This window comes from Colwellia sp. MB3u-45 (genome assembly GCF_014077005.1).
Lineage (GTDB): Bacteria > Pseudomonadota > Gammaproteobacteria > Enterobacterales > Alteromonadaceae > Cognaticolwellia.
The window spans coordinates 1-22,020 of record NZ_JACGVC010000034.1 but is presented as its reverse complement, the minus strand read 5'-3'; the positions used below and the strand labels follow the sequence as shown (position 1 = coordinate 22,020).

Annotated in this window: 24 protein-coding genes and 1 tRNA gene; 14 read left to right on the top strand and 11 right to left on the bottom strand. The window is 40.1% G+C overall.

The genetic code is table 11. The features are described 5' to 3' along the window. Positions 1-22: 22 nt before the first annotated feature. From murU to H4J41_RS01580, 6 genes are all read left to right on the top strand, one after another. Positions 23-724 carry an N-acetylmuramate alpha-1-phosphate uridylyltransferase MurU gene (gene murU / locus H4J41_RS01605; protein ID WP_182137045.1) on the top strand — a complete coding sequence of 234 codons (702 nt, stop codon included), beginning with the start codon at positions 23-25 and terminating at the stop codon, positions 722-724. A gap of 36 nt (positions 725-760) precedes the next feature. Next, positions 761-1,570 carry a co-chaperone DjlA gene (gene djlA / locus H4J41_RS01600; protein WP_182137046.1) on the top strand — a complete coding sequence of 270 codons (810 nt, stop codon included), beginning with the start codon at positions 761-763 and terminating at the stop codon, positions 1,568-1,570. Between the two features lie 173 nt (positions 1,571-1,743). After that, on the top strand, positions 1,744-2,034 hold the full coding sequence (locus H4J41_RS01595; protein WP_182137047.1) for a DUF2607 family protein: 291 nt from the start codon (positions 1,744-1,746) through the stop codon (positions 2,032-2,034). Between the two features lie 129 nt (positions 2,035-2,163). Then, entirely contained in the window at positions 2,164-3,423 is a 1,260-nt protein-coding gene (locus tag H4J41_RS01590) for an outer membrane beta-barrel protein (protein WP_182137048.1), read from the top strand. After that, positions 3,407-4,318 carry a metal ABC transporter solute-binding protein, Zn/Mn family gene (locus H4J41_RS01585; RefSeq protein WP_182137049.1) on the top strand — a complete coding sequence of 304 codons (912 nt, stop codon included), beginning with the start codon at positions 3,407-3,409 and terminating at the stop codon, positions 4,316-4,318. Before H4J41_RS01590 ends, H4J41_RS01585 begins: the two co-directional genes overlap by 17 nt. A gap of 21 nt (positions 4,319-4,339) precedes the next feature. Continuing rightward, entirely contained in the window at positions 4,340-5,107 is a 768-nt protein-coding gene (locus tag H4J41_RS01580) for a metal ABC transporter permease (RefSeq protein WP_182137050.1), read from the top strand. A gap of 84 nt (positions 5,108-5,191) precedes the next feature. Here H4J41_RS01580 and H4J41_RS01575 read toward each other — a convergent pair whose 3' ends face one another. The 6 genes from H4J41_RS01575 to tkt form a co-directional block, all read right to left on the bottom strand. Beyond that, positions 5,192-5,974: a YdiY family protein gene (locus tag H4J41_RS01575; RefSeq protein ID WP_182137051.1), complete on the bottom strand. Its 783-nt coding sequence runs from the start codon at positions 5,972-5,974 to the stop codon at positions 5,192-5,194. Beyond that, the gene (locus H4J41_RS01570; protein ID WP_220460841.1) at positions 5,964-6,794 is read right to left on the bottom strand and encodes a mechanosensitive ion channel domain-containing protein; all 831 of its coding nucleotides are present in this window, start codon (positions 6,792-6,794) and stop codon (positions 5,964-5,966) included. Before H4J41_RS01570 ends, H4J41_RS01575 begins: the two co-directional genes overlap by 11 nt. Before the next feature lie 260 nt (positions 6,795-7,054). Then, positions 7,055-8,119 (bottom strand): class II fructose-bisphosphate aldolase, encoded by a 1,065-nt coding sequence (gene fba / locus H4J41_RS01565; RefSeq protein WP_182137053.1) that lies wholly within the window; start codon positions 8,117-8,119, stop codon positions 7,055-7,057. Positions 8,120-8,538: 419 nt separating this feature from the next. Further along, positions 8,539-9,717: a phosphoglycerate kinase gene (locus H4J41_RS01560; RefSeq protein WP_182137054.1), complete on the bottom strand. Its 1,179-nt coding sequence runs from the start codon at positions 9,715-9,717 to the stop codon at positions 8,539-8,541. Positions 9,718-9,795: 78 nt separating this feature from the next. Continuing rightward, positions 9,796-10,809: an erythrose-4-phosphate dehydrogenase gene (gene epd / locus H4J41_RS01555; protein WP_182137055.1), complete on the bottom strand. Its 1,014-nt coding sequence runs from the start codon at positions 10,807-10,809 to the stop codon at positions 9,796-9,798. A 95-nt stretch (positions 10,810-10,904) separates the two neighbouring features. Further along, positions 10,905-12,890, bottom strand: a complete 1,986-nt coding sequence (tkt, locus tag H4J41_RS01550; RefSeq protein WP_182137056.1) for a transketolase — start codon at positions 12,888-12,890, stop codon at positions 10,905-10,907. A 309-nt stretch (positions 12,891-13,199) separates the two neighbouring features. Here tkt and H4J41_RS01545 point away from each other — a divergent pair, with 309 nt between their 5' ends. Next, the gene (locus H4J41_RS01545; protein ID WP_182137057.1) at positions 13,200-13,349 is read left to right on the top strand and encodes a hypothetical protein; all 150 of its coding nucleotides are present in this window, start codon (positions 13,200-13,202) and stop codon (positions 13,347-13,349) included. A gap of 380 nt (positions 13,350-13,729) precedes the next feature. Here H4J41_RS01545 and H4J41_RS01540 read toward each other — a convergent pair. After that, positions 13,730-13,805 (bottom strand) — tRNA-Arg (locus H4J41_RS01540). 127 nt (positions 13,806-13,932) lie between these two features. After that, positions 13,933-15,096 (bottom strand): flagella assembly protein FlgT, encoded by a 1,164-nt coding sequence (locus tag H4J41_RS01535; protein ID WP_182137058.1) that lies wholly within the window; start codon positions 15,094-15,096, stop codon positions 13,933-13,935. Between the two features lie 430 nt (positions 15,097-15,526). Between H4J41_RS01535 and H4J41_RS01530 the strand changes: the two genes are divergently transcribed. Both H4J41_RS01530 and H4J41_RS01525 read left to right on the top strand, forming a co-directional pair. Next, complete coding sequence (locus tag H4J41_RS01530; RefSeq protein WP_182137059.1) at positions 15,527-16,171, top strand: FlgO family outer membrane protein; 645 nt, start codon at positions 15,527-15,529, stop codon at positions 16,169-16,171. 28 nt (positions 16,172-16,199) lie between these two features. Beyond that, positions 16,200-16,664, top strand: coding sequence for an LPP20 family lipoprotein (locus H4J41_RS01525; protein WP_182137060.1), 465 nt, complete (start codon positions 16,200-16,202; stop codon positions 16,662-16,664). Between the two features lie 97 nt (positions 16,665-16,761). Here the strand turns inward: H4J41_RS01525 and H4J41_RS01520 are convergent, their stop codons facing one another. From H4J41_RS01520 to flgA, 3 genes are all read right to left on the bottom strand, one after another. After that, positions 16,762-17,193 carry a flagella synthesis protein FlgN gene (locus tag H4J41_RS01520; RefSeq protein ID WP_182137061.1) on the bottom strand — a complete coding sequence of 144 codons (432 nt, stop codon included), beginning with the start codon at positions 17,191-17,193 and terminating at the stop codon, positions 16,762-16,764. A 26-nt stretch (positions 17,194-17,219) separates the two neighbouring features. After that, entirely contained in the window at positions 17,220-17,534 is a 315-nt protein-coding gene (gene flgM, locus H4J41_RS01515) for a flagellar biosynthesis anti-sigma factor FlgM (RefSeq protein ID WP_182137062.1), read from the bottom strand. Positions 17,535-17,608: 74 nt separating this feature from the next. Beyond that, entirely contained in the window at positions 17,609-18,301 is a 693-nt protein-coding gene (gene flgA / locus H4J41_RS01510; protein ID WP_182137063.1) for a flagellar basal body P-ring formation chaperone FlgA, read from the bottom strand. Positions 18,302-18,484: 183 nt separating this feature from the next. Between flgA and H4J41_RS01505 the strand changes: the two genes are divergently transcribed. From H4J41_RS01505 to H4J41_RS01485, 5 genes are all read left to right on the top strand, one after another. Next, the gene (locus H4J41_RS01505) at positions 18,485-19,420 is read left to right on the top strand and encodes a chemotaxis protein (protein WP_182137064.1); all 936 of its coding nucleotides are present in this window, start codon (positions 18,485-18,487) and stop codon (positions 19,418-19,420) included. Between the two features lie 39 nt (positions 19,421-19,459). Beyond that, entirely contained in the window at positions 19,460-20,290 is an 831-nt protein-coding gene (locus H4J41_RS01500) for a protein-glutamate O-methyltransferase CheR (protein WP_310649812.1), read from the top strand. Positions 20,291-20,355: 65 nt separating this feature from the next. Next, positions 20,356-20,754, top strand: a complete 399-nt coding sequence (gene flgB / locus H4J41_RS01495; RefSeq protein ID WP_182137065.1) for a flagellar basal body rod protein FlgB — start codon at positions 20,356-20,358, stop codon at positions 20,752-20,754. A gap of 2 nt (positions 20,755-20,756) precedes the next feature. After that, complete coding sequence (flgC, locus tag H4J41_RS01490) at positions 20,757-21,176, top strand: flagellar basal body rod protein FlgC (protein WP_182137066.1); 420 nt, start codon at positions 20,757-20,759, stop codon at positions 21,174-21,176. Between the two features lie 18 nt (positions 21,177-21,194). After that, positions 21,195-21,884 carry a flagellar hook assembly protein FlgD gene (locus tag H4J41_RS01485; protein ID WP_182137067.1) on the top strand — a complete coding sequence of 230 codons (690 nt, stop codon included), beginning with the start codon at positions 21,195-21,197 and terminating at the stop codon, positions 21,882-21,884. Positions 21,885-22,020: the final 136 nt, after the last annotated feature.

Here is a 22,020-nt window from a genome sequence, read left to right as displayed (position 1 = left end):
ACTAAATTTTGGATGATTTTTCATGAAAGCGATGATCTTAGCCGCAGGCCGGGGCGAACGTATGCGGCCCCTAACAGATGATTGCCCTAAGCCATTGCTGCAAGTTAACGGCATACCCTTGATTGAATATCACATCAAAAATTTAGTCGCGGCGGGTATTCAAAATATTGTCATCAATCACGCTTGGCTGGGTCAACAAATTGTTGATTATCTTGGCTGCGGCAAGCAATTTTCGGCTGATATTAGCTACAGTGAAGAGCCGGTAGCGTTGGAAACAGCGGGGGGAATTATTAAAGCACTACCGATGTTAACCGAGCATGAAGATGACGTATTCATGGTGGTTAATGCGGATATTTATTGTGACTATAATTTTAAAAAATTACCATTGTTATCCGCTAATTGTAACGCACACTTGCTGTTAGTTGAAAATCCAGAGCACAATCGCCAAGGCGACTTTGCACTTGTTAAGGGCATGTTAGCTAATCCCAAAAATAACCAGCAAGCCACTTACACCTTTAGTGGTATTGCGCTTTATAGAAAAAGCTTTTTTGAGCAAGAAAGCACAAGCGGGCATAAAGCCTTAATGGCACAACATGCAGTGCAACCTTTAGCGCCGATGTTAAGAGCTGCTGCTGATCAGCAAAAAATCTCAGCGAGTGTGACAGACACAGCCTGGACTGATGTTGGCACACCTGAACGTTTAGCTAGACTAAACACTATTTAAAACAGTTTTACAGTTAATTAATTATCGAGTTTTACAATGCGAATTTGGGGTAAGGTTTTAGGTTTCTTGTTTGGTTTTATGCTAAGCAGGAGTATTATTGGTGCATTAATAGGGGCATGGATTGGACATCGTTTTGATAAAGGCATAGGGCTAGATTTTAGTGCTTTAGGTGGCGCTAAAAGTGATACCGAACGTCAAGCGGCATTTTTTTATAGTAGCTTTTCGGTTATGGGCTATATGGCCAAAGCAGATGGTCAGGTTTCGCCACATGAAATTGCTTTTGCCAACGCCTACATGGATAAGTTGGGGTTAAAAGATGCCTTACGCCAACAAGCCCAAGAAGCATTTAGAGACGGTAAAACTACCGGTTTTCCACTGAGCGAACAATTAAAAAAATTAAAGTCTGCAGTAGGTAATCGCCGAGATTTATTATTGTTGTTTTTAGAAATTCAAATTCAAGTCGCCTTTGCCGACGGCAGTTTAGAGCAAGATGAACGTGATGCACTGCACCAAATTGCTAAGGGTTTAGGCTACTCAGCGCAAGAGTTAGATAAATTATTAGAAATGATTATTGCGGGTGCAAACTTTCATCAACAAGGCCAAGGTGGCTCAAATCATAGTTTTGCGCAATCAGGAAAACAACTGGAAAATGCTTATAAAGTGCTAGGTGTAACGGATAAAAATTCAGCCAGCGAAATTAAAAAAGCTTACCGCAAACTGATGTCTCAGCATCATCCTGATAAATTAGTCGCGAAAGGCTTACCCCCTGAAATGATGGAGACGGCTAAACAAAAAGCGCAAGACATTCAAGCCGCCTATGAGTTAGTCACTGCACAAAACAAGTGATCAGAGCCAGAAAAATCACCATGTTACCGCACTGACATCCGTGTGGTTACTTAAACACTTGCGATAGAAGTACCGTTAATTGTGTTAAACGGTACGCGCTCTGCTTGCAAAATAAGTTGTAAGTCGCGTACACTATTATCGAATTTTATTCATTCACTCATTAGGTAGCACAAATGTACTTTTCAGTAACTAACAGGCGATTTGTCGCAATATGGCTCAGTGCTATATTGTTATTTTTGTCTGTGGCTGCTGCTGCACATAGTGTTGAACATATTGATGATGGTGTTACAACTCACTGTACTTTGTGCTTTCACCAGCATCAATTTGATCAAGTACTGCCGCAGCATGACGTCAAACTTGGGTTTATTTCTCAACCAATTGAACAAACCACTAGTATTCAACCCATAGTAACACTGACTCATAGTGTTACTTACCTTAGTCGTGCCCCTCCTCTCACACTCTAAAACATCTTATACCTAGTTGATAACGTCGATAGTCAAACTGGTATTTTTTACAATTTAAAGTTTTATTAAGCGTTTGCTGTCTATTAGCACACGATATTTGTATTTAATTTATTTTAGAGATTTTTAACAATGAAAAATTTTCAATTTTTACCTGCCCGCTTATCTGCACACTTGCCGATAAAATTTAGCGCAGCAATCGTTATATCTAGTTTTTTCCCACTACTTTCACAAGCGCAAACCCCGACACTTTCCAACCTCACTGTTAGTGCGGTCTTAGACGGCTATTATCAAAGCGATGATCGCCTGATGACTGAACGGGCAAAAGGTTTTGGGCTAGGTGAAACTGAATTGGCGTTCAGTGCCAGTATTGATGATATGTTCTTTGGTAAACTGACTACGGTTTTTGAGTCACATAATGGTGAAACAGAAGTTATCGTTGAAGAAGCCTTTGTTCAAACTATGGCCTTACCCAACGGCTTTACTGTACGTGCAGGTCGATTCCTATCAGACATTGGTTATTTAAATAACCAACATCTTCATACTGACTCTTTTACCAGTAGACCCAGTGCTTATCGAGCATTTTTAGGTGGGCATTACTTCGACGACGGCTTGAGATTTAGTTACATTGCCCCCACGGATTTGTATTGGACTATGGGCGTAGAAGCCTTTTCAGGTGATAGTCTTCGAGCGGCCGACGAGCATGGTGAACGAGCGTTTGACAGTACAGGGGTTTATACCGCGTTCACTAAAATGGGTGGCGATATCTCTATTGAAAGTTCATGGCAGTTAGGGGTGAGTTATTTACGCAATGAAAATGGCCAATTAACAGCGGAAGAACATGAAGAAGCGGAACATGAAGAAGCAGGCCATGAAGAAGCGGGACATGAAGATGAACATGATCATGGCCATGGCGCAAGTTATACCGGGAAGAATACTTTTATAACTGACTTTGTTTATAAGTGGGCACCTGATGGTAATTATAAATATCAACATTTAACCCTCAGTGCTGAATACTTTAGAGTCAGTGATTTTATGGTTCCAGAGCTGCATGAAGAATTTGCTGGAGCAGCAGATCATGACGAGGAGGCTAATAGTAAAGATTATCATGAAGCTTGGTATGTCAGTGGAGTGTATCAATTTTCACCAAATTGGTCAGCAGGATTACGCTATGGCAAGTTAGATAGTCAGTTGCAGCATGAAGGTCACTTTGATCAACAAACACTGAAGGAAACTGAGCTCAGTATTGCTTGGCACAATAGTCACTTCTCTACCGTAAGAGTGGAGTTTAGTCATCAAAGTAATGTGGGTTTTGAAATTGAAAGTAATGATAATGTTGTTACTTTACAATATACTATGATAATGGGAGCTCACAGTGCGCATCAATTTTAAATTACTATTAGGCAGTGCTTTACTGACCTTAAGTCACGGTGCTTTGGCGCAAATGAATATTTTTGCTTGTGAGCCTGAGTACGCCGCTTTAGCCAAGGAACTTGCGCCAGATGCTCGTATATACTCGGCTACAACCGCGATGCAAGACCCACATCAAGTGCAAGCTCGGCCAAGTTTGATTGCTAAAATGCGCCAAACAGATCTGGTTATCTGCGCCGGTGCTGAATTAGAAGTTGGTTGGTTACCTATGTTGCAAATGAAAGCAGCTAATGTGCAAGTGCGTAGCACAGACAAAGGTTTGTTTTTTGCGGCAGAGCAGGTAAAAACCTTAGATCAAATGAGCAATGTCGACCGTAGTATGGGCGATGTACATAGCTTAGGTAATCCGCATGTACATTTTTCGCCGCCGCGTATGCTAACTATTGCTCAAGCGTTAACAGATAAGTTAATTCAACTTGATGAAGAGCAAAGTGCTAAGTATCAACAGCAGTTAAGTCGTTTTTCTGCACGTTGGCAATTAGCCATGACCCAGTGGCAAGTAAAAGCGCGTGGTTTGCAAGGCATGAAAGTGATCGCGTATCACTCAAGTTTTCGTTATTTGTTTGACTTTGCCAATATTGAACAAGTAGCAGACTTAGAGCCTAAACCTGGTTTGCCGCCAACCAGTAGCCATCTTGCAAGCTTGTTAAAACGGGCTGACAACGGTGATATAGCGGCAATTATTATTGCGTCTTATCAAGACCAACGTGGCGCGAATTGGTTAGCAGAAAAGTCTAATTTACCTGTTATTGTATTGCCACTATCGGTTGGCGGTAATGAGCAAAGTAAAGACTTATTTAGCTTATATGACAGTACTCTAGATTTATTGACGCAAGCATATCGCACACAAAAATAGCATTAGCTGTTAGAGGTACCTTTGATGGATTATGAATTACTGACCATATTATTGCCAGCCTTTGCTGCGGGTATATTAGTGCTTTCAACCCACGTTGTGCTAGGTAAGCAAGTATTAAAGCGTGGCATTATTTTTATTGATTTAGCTATCGCCCAAATTGCTGCTTTAGGCGCTATTGTTGTGCGTATGGATCACGATATTGCTGAACTTGCTTATGCACATGTTTGGATGCCAGCGCTATTTGCTTTAGCGGGAGCGGGCATTATTGCTTGGTTAGCTAAGCATATGGCAGAAGAATTGGAAGCTATGATAGGGTGCTTTTACGTCTTATCAGCCGTGGCCGCTATGTTATTGTTAGCTAATGACCCTCATGGCGCTGAACTGCTTAAACAGCTCATGTCAGGACAAATCCTCTGGGTAAGTTGGCAACAATTGTTGTTACCTACTGTGGTCTATAGTGCGATTTTGGCGTTAATATTTTATAAGCCTAAGATATTAGATGGTGCAGCTTTCTATCTAATATTTGCGCTAGTGATAACATTATCGGTTGAGCTTGTTGGCGTTTATCTTGTGTTTAGTACCTTAATATTACCTGCACTGGCGATTAATAAGTTACAGACAAAACGGGTATTACTCTGGGCTTATGGCGTGGGTTTAGTGGGTTACTTATTTGGTTTGTGTTTATCAGCCAGTTTTGACCTACCCAGTGGTGCGGCGATTGTGGCGACATTAGCCTTAAGTGCGGTAGTTTTTAGGCTAGTCAGTAAAGTCGCTTTAAAAACTCAGTGATGTTTTAATACCTAAAAAGAATAAAGCCAGCATGTGTACATGCTGGCTTTATAAAACAAAGTTATCACTCATTGCGCTTAATACTTAGAAGCTGTAGACCAGAGTCATGGCAGTTTCGGTATTAACATTTTCTTTGTCATCTTCCACATCAGTGTTGTAATCTAAGGTAAAGCTAAACTTAAGCTGCAAAGTTTCAAGTAACTTTGTGGTGATTGATGTTCTCGCTTTATAAGTGCTATTTTCGTCTGCTTTTGGTGCGTACTTAGCGACAACTAATTGCTTAAATAAAACGTGTTCATTTATTTGACGCTTGTATAAAGCCTGGGCTTGAATAATAAAAGCAGATTTAGTTTGTTCTGCTTGAAGGTCAGTTTCGCGAATAACGTCGCGCTTGAAACCTGGGCCAATATCGGCATCTAGTGTTGCTTGTTTAGATTCGAACCAACGACGACCCCAACCGGTTGAAACTGAACTTTGGCTTTTGAAATTACTAAAACGATTATCTTCATAAGAAACGTTACCATAGATATAGTTTGGGCTCGCTGTATCAATATTGTAATTTGTTTGGCCAACAGCAGTCCATTTTTGATCACTGGTGGTAAAATGTTCTTCACCGTTTTCATCTTCTTGCTCACTCTTCTTGACCAGTAAGCCCAGTGTTACTGTGGATTTCCAATCATCAACTTCGTAAGTAAAATCAAAACCGGATTTAATATCAGCACTATTAGTGTCACCTGTTTTAAAAAGCATACCTAACTCTGCCGAAGCCGTATAAGGTGACTCTACTACTACTGGTGTGCTTGCTTCTTCTGCTAGCGATGTTAGTGATACACAACATAATGCGGCTGATAATAACTTATGACTCATTTTTTTCCTCTTTATTCATGTGAATAGATAATTGTGGGAATGGGATTTCGATACCTGCGCTATCCAATTCAGTTTTAATTTTTTCTAGTAAATCGTAGTAAGTTGGCCAGTAATCTGCAGAGTTAACCCAAGGTCTTACCACGAAATTAACGCTGCTGTCAGCAAGTGCTGATACACCTACGGTTACTGCTTGGTCTTTTAATACTCTTTCGTCGGCACTGGCTATAGCGAGTAACAGTGCTTTAGTTTTTGCCAGGTCGGCTTCATAGCTTACCCCGATGATTAAATCGATTCTTCTGGTTGCTTTGGTTGAGTAATTGGTAATAGTGCCACTAGTGATCGCACCATTTGGGATAATAACGGTTTTATTATCCCCGGTTCTCAATTGAGTGGAGAATATTAAAATTTGTTCAACCATACCGGCAACACCAGCGACTTCGATAAAATCGCCTGATTTAAAAGGTTTAAAAACAATCAGTAATACGCCCGAAGCAAAGTTTGATAATGAACCTTGTAATGCTAGACCTATCGCTAAACCGGCGGCACCAACAATAGCGACTAATGACGTGGTGTTAAAGCCTAAGTGTGATATAGCGGCAACAATAACAATGAAAAATAACATACCGTAAAGCAAACTACTAATGAAGGAAATAATCGCTTCATCCATGCCCTTATGGCGCATAACTTTGATTACGCCTTGGCGAACCATTTTGGCAATAAACTTACCGACGATAATGATGGCTACTGCAACGATTAATTTAATCGCAAAATCGATCAACAACGGCTGGTTATCGACAAACCAGTTTTGAATAGTGTCCATTATGTATCCTAAGGTTTCTGATAAAAGGTTAATTATAATAAACATCAATTGAAATATCATTATATTGTTAATAAATTAAGCGATTTATTGACGATGTGATTATATTTCAATTGATTAGCTTTTTGATGCACGTTTGTCTTTAAAAGTGATCGTTAAAAAGCAGACGAAAAAAATCCGATGAATAATATCCATCGGATGATTTGCTAGCGTATTAAACTAAATAGGACTAATTGATTGTCGTTATTTTTAACTTTAATTACTTACTTAATTAAAGCATCCAATTTGCCAGTAGAATATTGCATAAACATGTTATCAAGCGAGATAGGCTTAATTGCTGATGCATGTCCAACGCTGCCAAAGGCTTCGTAACGCGCTTTACAAATATCATACATAGCTTGTGTTGATGCTTTTAAGAATTTACGTGGGTCAAATTCACTTGGGTTTTCGGCTAAGAAACGACGAACGGCACCCGTAGAGGCTAAACGTAAATCGGTATCTATGTTGATTTTGCGCACACCATTTTTAATACCTTCTTGAATTTGCTCAACCGGTACACCATAAGTTTCTGGTATCTTGCCACCAAATTCATTAATAATAGCTAACCAGTCTTGTGGCACTGAAGAAGAACCGTGCATCACTAAATGTGTATTAGGAATACGGTTATGAATGGCTTTAATACGATCAATCGCTAAGATATCGCCCGTAGGTGGACGGGTAAATTTATAAGCACCGTGAGAAGTACCACAGGCAATAGCTAAGGCGTCAACTTGTGTTTTTTGCACAAAGTCAGCGGCTTCTTCAGGATCAGTTAGCATTTGCTCCATGGTCAATTTACCGACTGCGCCAATGCCATCTTCTTCACCGGCTTCACCTGTTTCAAGCGAACCTAAACAACCTAGTTCACCTTCAACTGAAACACCACAGGCATGCGCCATTTCAACAGTACGGCGAGTAACATCAACATTGTATTCATAGCTTGAAGGCGTTTTACCGTCAGTCATTAATGAACCGTCCATCATCACAGATGAAAAACCTAACTGAATTGAGCGTTGGCAAACACCTGGTGAGGTGCCGTGATCTTGGTGCATTACCACAGGTATATGAGGGAACTCTTCAATAGCAGCTAAAATTAAGTGCCGTAAAAAGGGTGCGCCGGCATACGCTCTAGCGCCTGCTGAACCCTGCAAAATTACCGGACTGTTGGTGTCGTTGGCGGCAAGCATGATAGCTCTAACTTGTTCTAAATTGTTAACGTTAAAGGCTGGGATACCGTAACCGTTTTCGGCCGCATGATCTAACATTTGGCGCATAGAAACTAAAGCCATGAACTAACTCCTGTGATTGTAAATAGTGACAAAATTGATGGTTAACAAGTTTCATTGTGAAACTTATTGCTTTCGTAACGTAAGTATATCAGATGAATTTAGTAATTTGCACTAGAAAAAAATGATCCATATTGCTTAAAATATAAATTTTTTTTAATTTACAACTTCTGTATATTAATTACGTAAGTAATGGTGTTTTAAGCAGGCTTTAGCATGATAAGTTGTAGTATTGGTGTAAATTTACTACGAAATAGACAGTGTAATGAATAATATTTTTATGCTTAATTTTAGTCACTGAAAATAAATAACCTAATGAAAGTTTTATTGAAAAAAAAGTGAAAAAAAAGTGAAAAAAAAGCTGACAGCACAATTAAGTGCTGTCAGCTTTTTAAGATAAAATATTTATTTGTCGAGCGAGTTTATGCTTTAGCGCGCGCTTCTAAAATTTCTACTGCAGGCAATTTTTTGCCTTCTAAAAATTCAAGAAAAGCACCACCACCGGTTGAAATATAAGATATTTTATCGGCAATAGCATATTTATCAACCGCGGCTAAGGTGTCACCGCCTCCGGCAATAGAGAATGCCTTGCTATTGGCAATAGCGTGGGCGATAACTTCAGTGCCTTTACCAAATTGGTCGAATTCAAAGACACCAACGGGGCCATTCCATACGACGGTACCGGCATTAGCGATAATATCTGCCAAGGCTTTGGCGCTCTCTGGGCCAATATCAAAAATCATATCGCCATCGGCTACGTCGCTAACATTTTTAAGTGTTGCTACAGCGGTTTCAGAAAATTCTTGACCAACCACCACATCGGTCGGTACTGGAATTGAACCATTATTGTCGCTAGCTTGTTTAGTTAAGCGTTTTGCTTCATCAACTAAATCAGCTTCGAATAATGATTTACCCACATTGTGACCTTGTGAGGCAATAAAAGTATTGGCAATACCGCCACCCACAACCAGTTGGTCAACAATACCGGCTAATGAGTCTAGCACGGTAAGTTTAGTTGACACTTTTGAGCCACCAACAATCGCCACCAATGGACGGGCAGGGTTATCAAGTGCTTGTGATAACGCGGTTAATTCACCCGCTAACAGTGGGCCTGCACAGGCAGTAGCTGCATATTTTGCGACGCCATGTGTACTGGCTTGTGCGCGATGAGCCGTGCCAAATGCGTCCATAACGAAAATGTCACACAACGCGGCTAATTTTTTCGATAAGGCGTCATCATTGCTTTGCTCGCCAACATTAAAGCGAATGTTTTCAAATATCACTAATTCGCCAATATTAACCTCTACGCCATCAAGGTAATCTGTGACTAAACGAACCGGTACGTTAAGTGCGGCACTCAGATAATCGGCTACAGGCTGCAAAGAAAATTCGGCATTATATTCGCCTTCAGTTGGACGACCTAAGTGCGACATAACCATCACTTTTGCACCCGCATCTAAGGCTAATCTCAGTGTGGGTAAGGCCGCTCTTAAGCGCGCATCAGAGGTGATTTTTCCATCTTTAACTGGTACATTTAAGTCTTCACGAATGAGCACACGTTGATTGTTCAATGCTAAGTCGGTCATTTTGATTACTGACATGTTTATTCCCTGTTGGTAGAAGTTTAACGGTTAAGTAAATTTTAAGTTATTGTATTTGTTAACGCCATCGATACTCAATTAACCCACTTTTGCCATAGCAGAAGCGGTGTCTAGTAAACGATTAGCAAAACCCCATTCGTTATCACACCAAATAAGTAATTTTACTAAGCGCTTGTGACTAACCCGCGTTTGGTTGCCATCAACAATGCTTGAATGTGGGTCATGATTAAAGTCGATGGAAACTAACGGTTCGGTGGTATAACCTAAAATACCCGCCAAACCATTGTGTTGAGCGTCAACAATTGCTTGATTAATTTGTGCAATAGTAGCGTCGCTTGATAAGTTCAAGCTTAAATCCATAGCGGTTACATTGATAGTGGGTACTCGCACGGCTATCGCTTCAAAGCGGCCAGCAAACTTGGGTAATATTCGTTCAATACCTGCGGCCAACTTAGTATCTACCGGTATTATCGATTGGCTGGCGGCACGAGCACGGCGTAAGTCAGGATGATAAGCGTCAATAACTTGTTGATCATGCATCGAAGAATGAATGGTCGTGATAGCACCACTTTCAACACCAAAGGCTTGATCTAAAACCTGAATAACAGGCACCACACAATTGGTGGTGCAAGAGCCGTTTGACACCACTTTTTCAGCCGCAGTGAGTTGTTGATGGTTAATACCATAAATAATGGTCGCGTCTAAATCTTGTGAGCCAGGATGTGAAAACAAGACCTTTTTTGCGCCTTGCTGAATATGTAACTGGCCATCTGCTTGGCTACCAAACTTACCGGTACAATCAATGACAATATCGACATTGTGCTCTTGCCAAGGGAGATTGCTTAACTCGGATTCATGGCTTAACGATATTTCGTCACCAGCAATAAATAATTTGCCAGCACTTTGTTGCACCGCAAATGAAAAACGACCATGAGTTGAGTCATATTTTAATAGGTGAGCTATGCCTTCAGGCTCGGCAAGTTCATTAATAGCGACTAAGTTAAATTCGTTGGTGCTGCCGTTTTCATATAGTGCACGAACAACATTTCTGCCGACTCGGCCAAAGCCATTGATAGCGATATTAATTGACATGTTTTTGGCTCTTATTGATCACGAATTTAGTAAAGGAGATAGCCAGTTAAGTATGTGTTAACTGGCTATAAATGCCATTTTTGTAGCAAAGGAGATTAGTTTAGGCTGTTTACTGTGTTAACTACGTTTTCAACGGTAAAACCAAAATATTCAAGTAAGACATTACCCGGTGCTGACTCACCAAAAGTGGTCATGCCAACAACTTTGCCACTCAAGCCTACGTATTTATACCAAAAATCAGTATGTGCGGCTTCAATCGCCACACGTTTGGTTACTGCTGGTGGCAATACCGATGCTTTATAGTCATTATCTTGGGCATCAAAAATATTGGTTGATGGCATAGAAACAACGCGGACATTATCACCTAAGCTTTCAGCTGCTTTTAACGCTAATGACACTTCAGAGCCGGTAGCAATTAAAATAACTTCTGGTGTGCCAACACTATCTTTTAAGATGTAGCCACCTTTAGCAATATCAGCTACTTGCGCACTGGTACGTGTTAATGCAGGTAAACCTTGGCGAGAAAAAATTAATGATGTTGGTGCATTTTGGCGAACAACAGCGTTTTTCCATGCCACAGCTGACTCAGTGGCATCGGCTGGACGCCAAGTCACCATGTTAGGCGTGGTACGTAGGTTAGTTAACTGCTCAATAGGCTGATGCGTTGGACCATCTTCACCTTGACCAATTGAATCATGGGTGTAGACGAAAATATTTTGAATACCCATAAGTGCAGACATGCGTACCGCGTTACGAGCGTATTCCATAAACATCATGAAAGTGGCACCGTAGTTGATAAAACCACCATGCAATGAAACACCGTTCATGATACCGCTCATACCAAATTCACGCACACCGTAGTAAATGTAGTTACCGGCCGCATCATCTTGAATGCCTTTTGAACCCGACCAAAGCGTTAAGTTTGAGCCGGCTAAATCGGCTGAGCCGCCCAATAACTCAGGTAACATAGCACCAAAGACTTCAATGGTGTTTTGTGATGCTTTACGTGAAGCGACATTTTCAGCTTTTTCCTGACAGGCTAAAATGTAGGCATTGGCTTTTTCTTCAAACTCGGCAGGTAAATCACCTTTAATCACACGACGTTCATATTCTGCAGCTAAGGTTGGGTGAGCAGCTTGGTAAGCGGCAAATTTATCATTCCAGTTGGCTTGTTCTGTGGCGCCATTTTCTTTTTGATCCCACTCGGCATAAATATCAGCCGGTATTTCAAATGGCGCATGAGGCCAGTTAAGAAATTCGCGCGTTGCCGTAATTTCGTCGTCGCCTAATGGTGCGCCGTGACAATCGTGCGTACCTGATTTATTGGGTGAACCAAAGCCAATCACGGTTTTACAACAAATCATAGTAGGTTTATCGGTGACAGCTTTTGCTGCGGCAATGGCAGCAGTAATAGCCGCGCTATCATGACCATCAACATCGCTGATCACATGCCAACCATAAGCTTCAAATCGTGCTGGGGTATTGTCAGTGAACCAACCTTCAACATGACCATCAATTGAAATACCGTTATCATCCCAAAATGCCACTAATTTGCCTAAACCTAAGGTACCGGCTAATGAACAAACTTCATGCGAAATACCTTCCATTAAACAACCATCACCTAAAAATACATAAGTGTTGTGATCGACAATGTTATGACCGTCACGGTTAAACTGTGCCGCCAAGGTTTTTTCAGCTATTGCCATACCTACAGCATTAGACAGACCAGCGCCCAACGGACCCGTGGTAGTTTCTACGCCTGGCGTGTAGCCGTATTCAGGATGACCCGGTGTTTTAGAGTGTAATTGGCGGAAGTTTTTTAATTCACTCATCGGCAAGTCATAACCGGTAAGGTGCAATAGTGAATAAATTAACATGGAACCGTGGCCGTTAGACAAAATAAAGCGGTCACGATCAACCCACTGTGGATCACTTGGGTTATGTTTTAGAAAGTCACGCCATAAAACTTCAGCGATATCTGCCATGCCCATTGGGGCTCCAGGGTGTCCTGATTTAGCTTTTTGCACGGCATCCATGCTTAAAACTCGAATTGCATTGGCTAGTTGTTGACGCGACGGCATATTTGCTCCAATTATTATAAGATTTGATGGGATATAAATTGCGCTTATTTTCGCCTAGACTACCCCTTAACTGCAAATGTTATTAGCATTTTTCTATGATTATTTTTAACTTAGCTATATTTATATACTTTAAGGCTTACTTAGCCGAGTTAACTGTCGTGAATATATCTGGTGATTAAATCGACAATAAAAGCTGAATGAGCCGAGTAAGCGCTTGAAATTAAAATTAAGATCCTTTAGTGTTGATGGCTTGTATGTAAAAAAAATAAAAACTTAATAAAAACATACAAGCTGACATAGGATTAAGTAATGAACAGCTCGTCGTCACGTGGAATTAAGCTGACTACGGTAATATTAGCAGTATTAGTATTAGCCATATCAGCATTGTTGAGTACTGGCTCAGCAGCAGACGACAAGGACGTTGTAAGAGAACCAACAGATAGTGAACTAGTGATTTAGCTCATTTAATAATAAAAACCTCGCAAACGCGGGGTTTTTTTATGTACGCTAAATAAGGTGTATCACGGTGGTAGGGCGTAATTCTCTAGTATGCAGGACGTTATTTATTTCTTATTTTACAATCGATTACACTGAAGGTAAGTCAATAAGTCAGGGTGAAAAATTGATACGACATAGACAATTTACATTATATTGTGTGGACAGCCTCTAGTCGCAGATCGCTTTAAAATAATGCCAATAGATTAATGTTTTTGCTATTTACCAGCGTCTTAGTCAAACATCAGGCTAGATAAAATAACTCACCATAAAATTTCAGTACTGATAGTTATAGTACCGATAGTTATAAAGTGCTTGCCTGCAAATTTTGTATCAATAATTACTGGCGTCCCCACCAGGACTCGAACCTGGAGCAGCAGCTTAGGAGGCCGCAGTTTTATCCAGTTAAACTATGAGGACATGATGCAAATAATTATAGTGCTAGCCTATGCTACAGCTATTTTATAAATTAGTATTCAAAAAAATACACTTTACACCGGATAACTATTTAATTAATGGTCATAATTTGTAACCTTGATTAAATTTTCTAATACCTTACCGCTAAGTCGTTAATTTGGATGTTGTCTAATATGTGCTGCTCAGTGGTGGTAGCCCGGGCACTGTCTTGACTCACAGAAGTTACCATAACTTTATAAGGGCTGATGTTAAAACCTGAATAAGAGCGCTTATCATCACTGATAAAGTTATTGAAATGTAGCAAAGAAAATTCATCACCTATTTTAACCCCGTGTCTTTTTCCTAAGTTAAAAGTCAGTGAGTTACCTTGTACTTGCACAATTCTGCCCTGGGTTGGCTGACACATCATGTTCTCATCAATATCACTGACCATGTTGTCTAAGGTCAGACTAATGCTTTGGCCATAGTCACTTTGCCAAAAGTTATGGCTAGTAACGTCAACTTGTTTGCGCTTATCGAATTGCCAAGGGGCAGAGCTTTGATAGTGTTTAGCCAAAACTCTTTCACCTGTGGTACCGTCGTGAATATAAAGGGCAACATTAAACTGGCGTTGATAGACGTTTTTTTGCCAAAACTGCCAGTTATTATTTTCGTTATTTGCGAGAGAAAGATCTTGGATCTCTGAAAACAAAACATACTGGCTATCTGTCATGTTGGCTAATGACATGGTTAAGTTTTTTAAACTTTGGCTTTGCAAGCTTTGGTTATAACGTGAAAATTCTGTTTTAGTTTGCAAGGCCAGTTTAGTCTCCAAATAAATACCTTGCTGCTGTATTTTATTAGCCAGCTGTTGGATTAAGGTGCTATCAATAGCGTAGATGTTACCAATATTAGCTTGTTCACGGCGAAGTATATTACTGCGGGTTAACAGCATGGATTTTTTATAATCAGCCGCGAAGCACTTTTTTTCTTGTGGAAAAATATCAGCCCGAATGGTGACAGTGGCCAAGTCGTCGCTATAGTGTTCACTGACCAACTCTAATGAATTAACACTGCCACTGGCACGAATGCTAATTGCGTCTTGGGTGAGTAAACCATTAACCACTTGTTGAACACTTGACACTGAAGCACCGGCAACCAGTAAGGCTTTTTTCAACGCGTTGTGCATGGCTTGTGTTTTTGCTGTTTTGTTATCAGCATTCACTATGCTCGCCACACCTTGCGATTCATACCATTGTCCGACACTAGCGCTACTATATATAGCACAGCAAAGGCAAAATAAACTTAAGCGCATAAAGGTCTCTTTAATATGGAATCAATCTCTGTTTTTAAATATGCAGGTTTTGTGCCTATTTCAAATAAAAGTTCAACTCAAGATAAGTCAAGCGGCCCAATAAGCTAGTTTCATCGGTATTAGGTTACTAATAGAAATGCAGCCGCAGGGTTTTATCAGGCATCAAAAACCCTAGTATGGTTTGGCAAAAGCTGGATATTGGATAAAAGTGGTCTTGAGAGTGAAAAAGCAGCAGTGCTGAATAAAGGTGACAATAGGCAAAACAATGACGCTAAAACTATAGCCACTCATTTGCGGGTATAGTTTTTAATCTACCCTGCATTAGGCTAAGTTGAGGTGAAATAAAAATATTGGCGCGGATCATGCTTTAATATTTTTATTAATTATTTTCATTAATTTTATGACATTAGCATTAATTGAGGAGAGCTCAATGAAAAATTGGCTTATAGCAATAATAATACCGACAGTGATGTCGTGTTCTGTGACAACCAAGGACGATTTTTATCGATCTTCTTATGCCGATAAACAAGAAATTGACAGTTTTAAGTTACCTCGCCATGCGATAAATGACGTGGTGAAAGGTCTTGCCTATCAAATGCTGGAAAGTAGCACCTTTGTTTCGCCCAAAACGCCAATCGCTGTTGCATCGTTTGTCGATTTAAAAAACTTAGAATCAACTAACTCATTAGGTAATCAGCTGTCAGAAAGTTTTATCCATGAAATGCAACGACATGGCTTGGTTGTTATTGATTTTAAAACTACCGGACATATTCGTGTAACGGCCGATGGTGATTATGTTTTCAGTCGCGATTGGAAAGAATTGCCCGAACGTCAGATAATTGACTATGTTGTTACAGGCACTATGATGCAACAAAATGAAGGGGTGTTAGTCAACGCGCGAATGATTGGCATGCAATCTCGAGTTGTGGTGGCAACGGCGCAGTCTTTTATTCCTGCTTGGGTTGTTGGCGATGATTTTAATCGCCATGAAAATGTTAAAATGAAAGATGGCATGATCTTGCGTGACAGTAACACACTCGCTGACGATGCACGTGCCATTGCGATACAAAAGTAATATTATCAAACAAATGTCTAAGGTCAATATGAATACTTTACGTAAGGGTATCGGGATTTTTTTAAGTGCTTTAGTGCTAAGTGCCTGTTCTTCGGTGTTTGATAAACAGGTTGAATGGCAAAACGTGAAACCTGAAAAATTTCCTGTCTTAACCGCCATAGGGCAAGCACCAATTAGTTTGCAGAATTCTCAAAACAAAACCCAGCGTATGCTAATGGCAATAAAAGCTTCAAAAATTGCTGCTTATGCGGAGTTAGCTGAGCAAGTTTATGGTCAAAATATTAATGGTAGCACCACCATGTCTAATTTAGTGCTTGATAATCAAAAATTACAGGCATCAGTACGAGGCATTATTCGTGGCGCAAAAGTCGTTAAAAGCTATCCGGTGGGTGACAGTTATACCACTGAGTTGAGTTTAGATTTTAAAGATGTTTATGAAATTTATATCGCGACATCTAACCGCAAAGAAATAAAGCATATCTCATATTACTAGCATTATTACTAGCGTCATTGAATTGCGCTGTATTTTAGTACCATTAAAAAAACCAGCTATTGCTGGTTTTTTTGTAGATAACCTAACACATATAAAGCTAAGCTTTTATACCTAAGCTACTGAGTCCGCCAGAGGTTTTTCCTTTACTATTATAGGTCATGGATGACTTGTTATGATTCTCTAGTAATGAGGTCTTCATGCGTTCTACAGATAATTGTGATTGCTGAATGATTAGGCCATTAATTTGATTCTGTTTTTTACAGCGCACTAAAATGGCTTCAATATCTGATAATAGGCTGGTGAACTTGCCCGCTAGTTTTTCTTGTTTGAATTCAAAGCTTTGACCAATGGCATTGTCAATTCTCTGAATCGCCAAAAGCAGGTCGTTTTTGTCTGCGGTAAGCTGAATAAGTGCATCAGGGTTTTGCTGTTGCAGTACATCTTTCTCAGTGTCTAATAACGTCTCTAATTGCGTTAATTGCGATAATTGTTGAGAAACCAATTGTTGCGGTGTTAGTTTTTCAGACACTTAATGTACTCCATTTTAGTAACACGTTAGCCAAGTTCAAATTCAAAATTGGCGATACTTGCTGCTAGCTTTTCTGGATTTATTTTATAATCGCCAGAGGCAATAGCACTCTTTAATTCAGCAATTTTTTTCTCATTGACTACAGGAGAATCAGCGGCTTGTTTCTGCAGCTCATTCATTTGTTTTGCTTGCGGGGTAATAGATACCGAATCACGCGTTGCCAATTTAGCTTGTTGCGAGGCATTGCTACTTTCGCTAACTTGCTGTTTGGTCTGAACTTGCTGTTCAAGTTTTTGTTTTACTTGATTGGTGTTATTCAAGTTGTTGATATTAATAGCCATTATTGTATCCTACTTACAACAGTTATTGGTTTCTAACCTTTTATCGGCAAAACAGCAGAAAACTTAAGCAATTATTATAAATTAATTATCACTTGGTTAATAGCGTTAACTTGCCCCTGAACCACACGACCAGACTTCCTATTTCGCACCGATATAATTTCGCCTAAACTGCCGTCATTTAAGGCAATGCCAAAAGACTTAATTTCAAAATGTGCCGACTTAGCAATAATATTCACCGGCTCGCCTTTACAGACAAAACAGGTATTTTGATTAGTAATAGCACTACCTTGAGACAAGTTTCTTTTTGTGCGAGCACCCACCACTACTTTAGGGTCGGTAAGCACTGTGCCTCGTATTTGCCCGTTATCTTTAAATATAATTTCGATATTAGCGTTACTAAGCAAAGTACCTTTGCTTATTCGCATTTGCGTGACCAATACAGGTACAATGGTGTGAATTTTTACTGGGATATACAACTGCCAAGATTCTTCGTCAGGACAAACAATTTTAACATTTACGTTTCTACCAATATGCTTTTCAGGTATATTTGCCGTCAATGGTAATAAACAAGGCTGTAATGTAATTCGGGGGTCTATTTCAGAAACTTCAATCTTCAGTTTTCCTCGTGCTGGCAAACTGACATTGTCTTCAACATAGGATTTGATGAAGTTATAGAGATAATCACGATCGAATGTCATGGCTGAACTAGCGTTAATACTGGCCAAATAAATAAGGGTGATTGCTATTACTATCTTTAATTTGTTCATAAGTTATATCTGACTGCTAGGAAAATAAAAATACACGTCCAACTTAATTAAGTTTAATTCAGTACAATTTAGCACGAATAACGTCAAAGTATTTACGTTGTTGCAATGCTAGTGCTTTAAACGTTAAAACAATCAAGAATCGTGCCTTTGTTATACTTTCATTGGCACACCAAAGAGGTTTTTATGGCAAGTATATTAGACACAGTTAATCAACGTACCCAATTAGTTGGCCAGAACCGACTGGAGTTGTTGTTATTTAAACTCATTGGTAAACAGCGTTTTGGTATCAACGTATTTAAAGTGCGTGAAGTTATGCCATGTCCTAGGTTGACCGTAATACCTAAGCAAAACAAATTTGTTAAAGGTGTTGCTCATATTCGTGGTCAAACTATTTCGGTTATTGACCTAAGTAAAGCCACGGGTGGTCCAGCCATTGTGCAAACAGAAAGCAGTTTTGTGATTATTTCTGAGTACAACCGAACTGTGCAGGGTTTTCTTGTTGCCGGTGTAGAGCGCATTGTAACCTTGAGCTGGAAAGACATTATGCCGCCGCCAGAAGGTGCGGGAAAGTTAAGCTACCTTACGGCGGTAACCAAAATTGACGACGAACTGGTATCGATTCTTGATGTTGAAAAAATTCTCAATGAAATCAACCCTATTTCAACAGAGTTAAGCGAAGGTGTTGCTGATGCAAGCGTTGGAGAGGCTATTGGCGAACGAGTGATTATGATTGCTGATGACTCGACCGTGGCACGAAATCAAGTTAAACGTGCTCTTGAACCTTTGGGGTTAACTATGCTGTTAGCAAAAAATGGTCAAGAAGCGCTCGATCAATTACAGGAAATTGCTCAAGGGTGTCAAAACAGCATCACTGAAAAAGTCGCTTTGTTGATTTCTGATATTGAAATGCCCGTGATGGATGGTTATACCCTAACAGCAGAAATTAAGCAGAATGATCGGATGAAAAATATGCCGGTTATTTTGCATACTTCGCTAAGTGGTGTTTTTAACAATGCCATGGTAGAGAAAGTAGGGGCTGAAGATTTTATTCCTAAATTTCATCCCGACGAGTTAGCGACTGCGGTTAAAAAGTGGTTAAAGCATGATGAGATTGCTTAATCTTTGTTTGCAGTATTTAAATAAGGTGGACCACAGCTAGTGTTAACTAAACAACTTGATGATAAAAGTTATCATCAATTTAGAATGTTTCTAGAGCAGCAATGCGGCATTGTTTTAGGTGAAAGCAAACAGTACCTGGTGAAAAGTCGCCTGGTACCTCTGATGGCAAAATTTGATGTCGCGTCTTTGGCTGAACTCGTCGCGCAAACACTTAATCCCGTTAAACGACAATTACGCGCTGCCGTTATTGATGCCATGACCACCAATGAAACCTTATGGTTTCGAGATGGCTATCCCTTTGAACTATTGAAAAAAGATCTACTGCCAGGCTTTAAAAACCAGCGAGCGCCATTAAAAATTTGGTCAGCGGCAAGCTCATCAGGACAAGAGCCCTATTCAATAGCCATGGCGATTTATGAATTTCAACAGAGTAACCCAGGCGCATTTCCTGGCGGTGTTCAAATTATTGGCACTGATATATCTACTACCATGTTAGATCATTGCAAACATGCTCATTATGACAGTTTAGCCTTATCACGAGGCTTATCTTTGGAGCGGCAAGGACAGTTCTTTGAAAACAGTGGTAATGGCATGTTAAAGGTGAAAGACGTGATTAAAAAAATGGTCAGTTTTCGCCAACTTAACTTGTTAAATAGTTATAGTTTACTGGGCCAGTTTGATTTGGTTTTTTGTCGTAACGTCTTGATTTACTTCGCTCCTGAACTAAAATCAAAAATAATTTCTCAAATACACGGTACGTTGAAACAAGACTGCTTTTTATTTTTGGGTGCCTCAGAATCGCTGTCAGGTATTAGCCAGAATTTTAACATGATCCGCTGTAATCCTGGTATTGTTTACCAAAAAAAATAACCTCTTCGTATAACCTTGGCATAAATATTGAATAAATACCTTCATTCTTCTGGAGGTATTTTTTTATGGCTATTAGTTTTGATAAAGCATTCGGTATTCACCCGCAAGGTCTACAAGTGCGTGCTCAACGCGCTGAACTTATTGCCAGTAATATTGCCAATGCCGATACACCAGGCTACAAAGCCAAAGGAATGGACTTCAAAGCCGCATTAGCACAAGCCGCCTCAAAACAACAAACCGGTATGACCCGTACCAACGAGAAACATTTCGACGTGCGTATGGAACTTAATAACGGTGTCGGTTTTCGTATACCTGATCAAGCCGATACAGGTGACGGTAATAGCGTAGACGTACAAGTGGAACGAAACTTGTATCTAGAAAACTCTATGGAATATCAAGCAAGCCTACAATTTCTTAATAGTAAGATTAAAGGCTTAAAACAAGCAATTACTGGAGGGCAATAATAATGAGCCTATTTAATGTATTTTCTATTTCCGGTTCAGGCATGAGCGCACAATCTGTCCGCTTAAATACCACCGCGAGTAATATTGCTAACGCTGATAGTGTTAGCAGTAGTGTCGGTGAAACCTATCGTGCCCGCCATCCAGTTTTTGCCGCCGAGATGCAAAAAGCTGCCGGAGGACAAAATGAGTCGGTAGGTGTGGAAGTACTTGGCATTGTTGAAAGCAATAAACCACTTAATGTTGAATATGCTCCAGATCATCCAATGGCTGACGGCGAGGGCTATATTTACAAGCCGAACGTTAACGTTATTGAAGAAATGACCAACATGATTTCTGCTTCTCGTTCATATCAAACCAATGTGCAATTAGCGGATTCAGCAAAAAACATGCTGAATAAAACGCTAACACTTGGTCAACGCTAAGGTTAAATAGGACTTATCATGGAAACAGTATCTGGCTCTAGCCTATTAGATAATATTCGTTGGCAACAAGAGAATTCAACTCCTGAGGCCGATGACACGCGCGGTATGTTAACGCAGGAAGATTTTTTTGCCTTGCTCACCCAAGAACTTTCAAATCAAGACCCGACTAAGCCGGTTGAAAATAATGAGATGATATCTCAGATGACCGCATTCTCAACCACTGATGGTGTGACAAAGTTAAACGATCAATTTTCCAGTTTTGCTGCTTCAATGTCGTCTAGCCAAGCCCTGCAGGCATCGTCGCTGGTTGGTCGTAGTGTTTTAGTTGAAGACAACGTCTTTGGTACAGAAGAAGGTCAAGCGGTAAAAGGTAAGTTAGTGACCGACCAAGCGGCAAGTAATGTCAATATTTACGTAGAAAATGTTGCCGGTGAAGTTATTCAAACCGTACCTGTGGGTGATGTATCTGCAGGTGAGTTTACCTTTACTTGGGACGGGAAAAACACCAATGGCGAACCGGCACCAGAAGGGGCTTATCGTTTTCGTGTTGCGGGCCTAGTCGATGGTAATGCATCAGAATTACAAGCGATGACTTACCGTAAAGTCGACAGTGTCACTTTGGCCGGCAACGGTGGAAGTATTTTATTAAATCTTAACGGTGGTAGCACCATGAAACTTTCTGATGTAGTCGAAGTTTCTCAAGGTTAATTATACCAATATCACTAATTATCTGATCATTTTTACTGGTTAAAATAACCAACTACTGCGTTATTTATTTAATAATTAGAACAACTAGTTATTAAAATAAATGCCTTATATTTGGCCATTTTTCCTGCGTATAAAG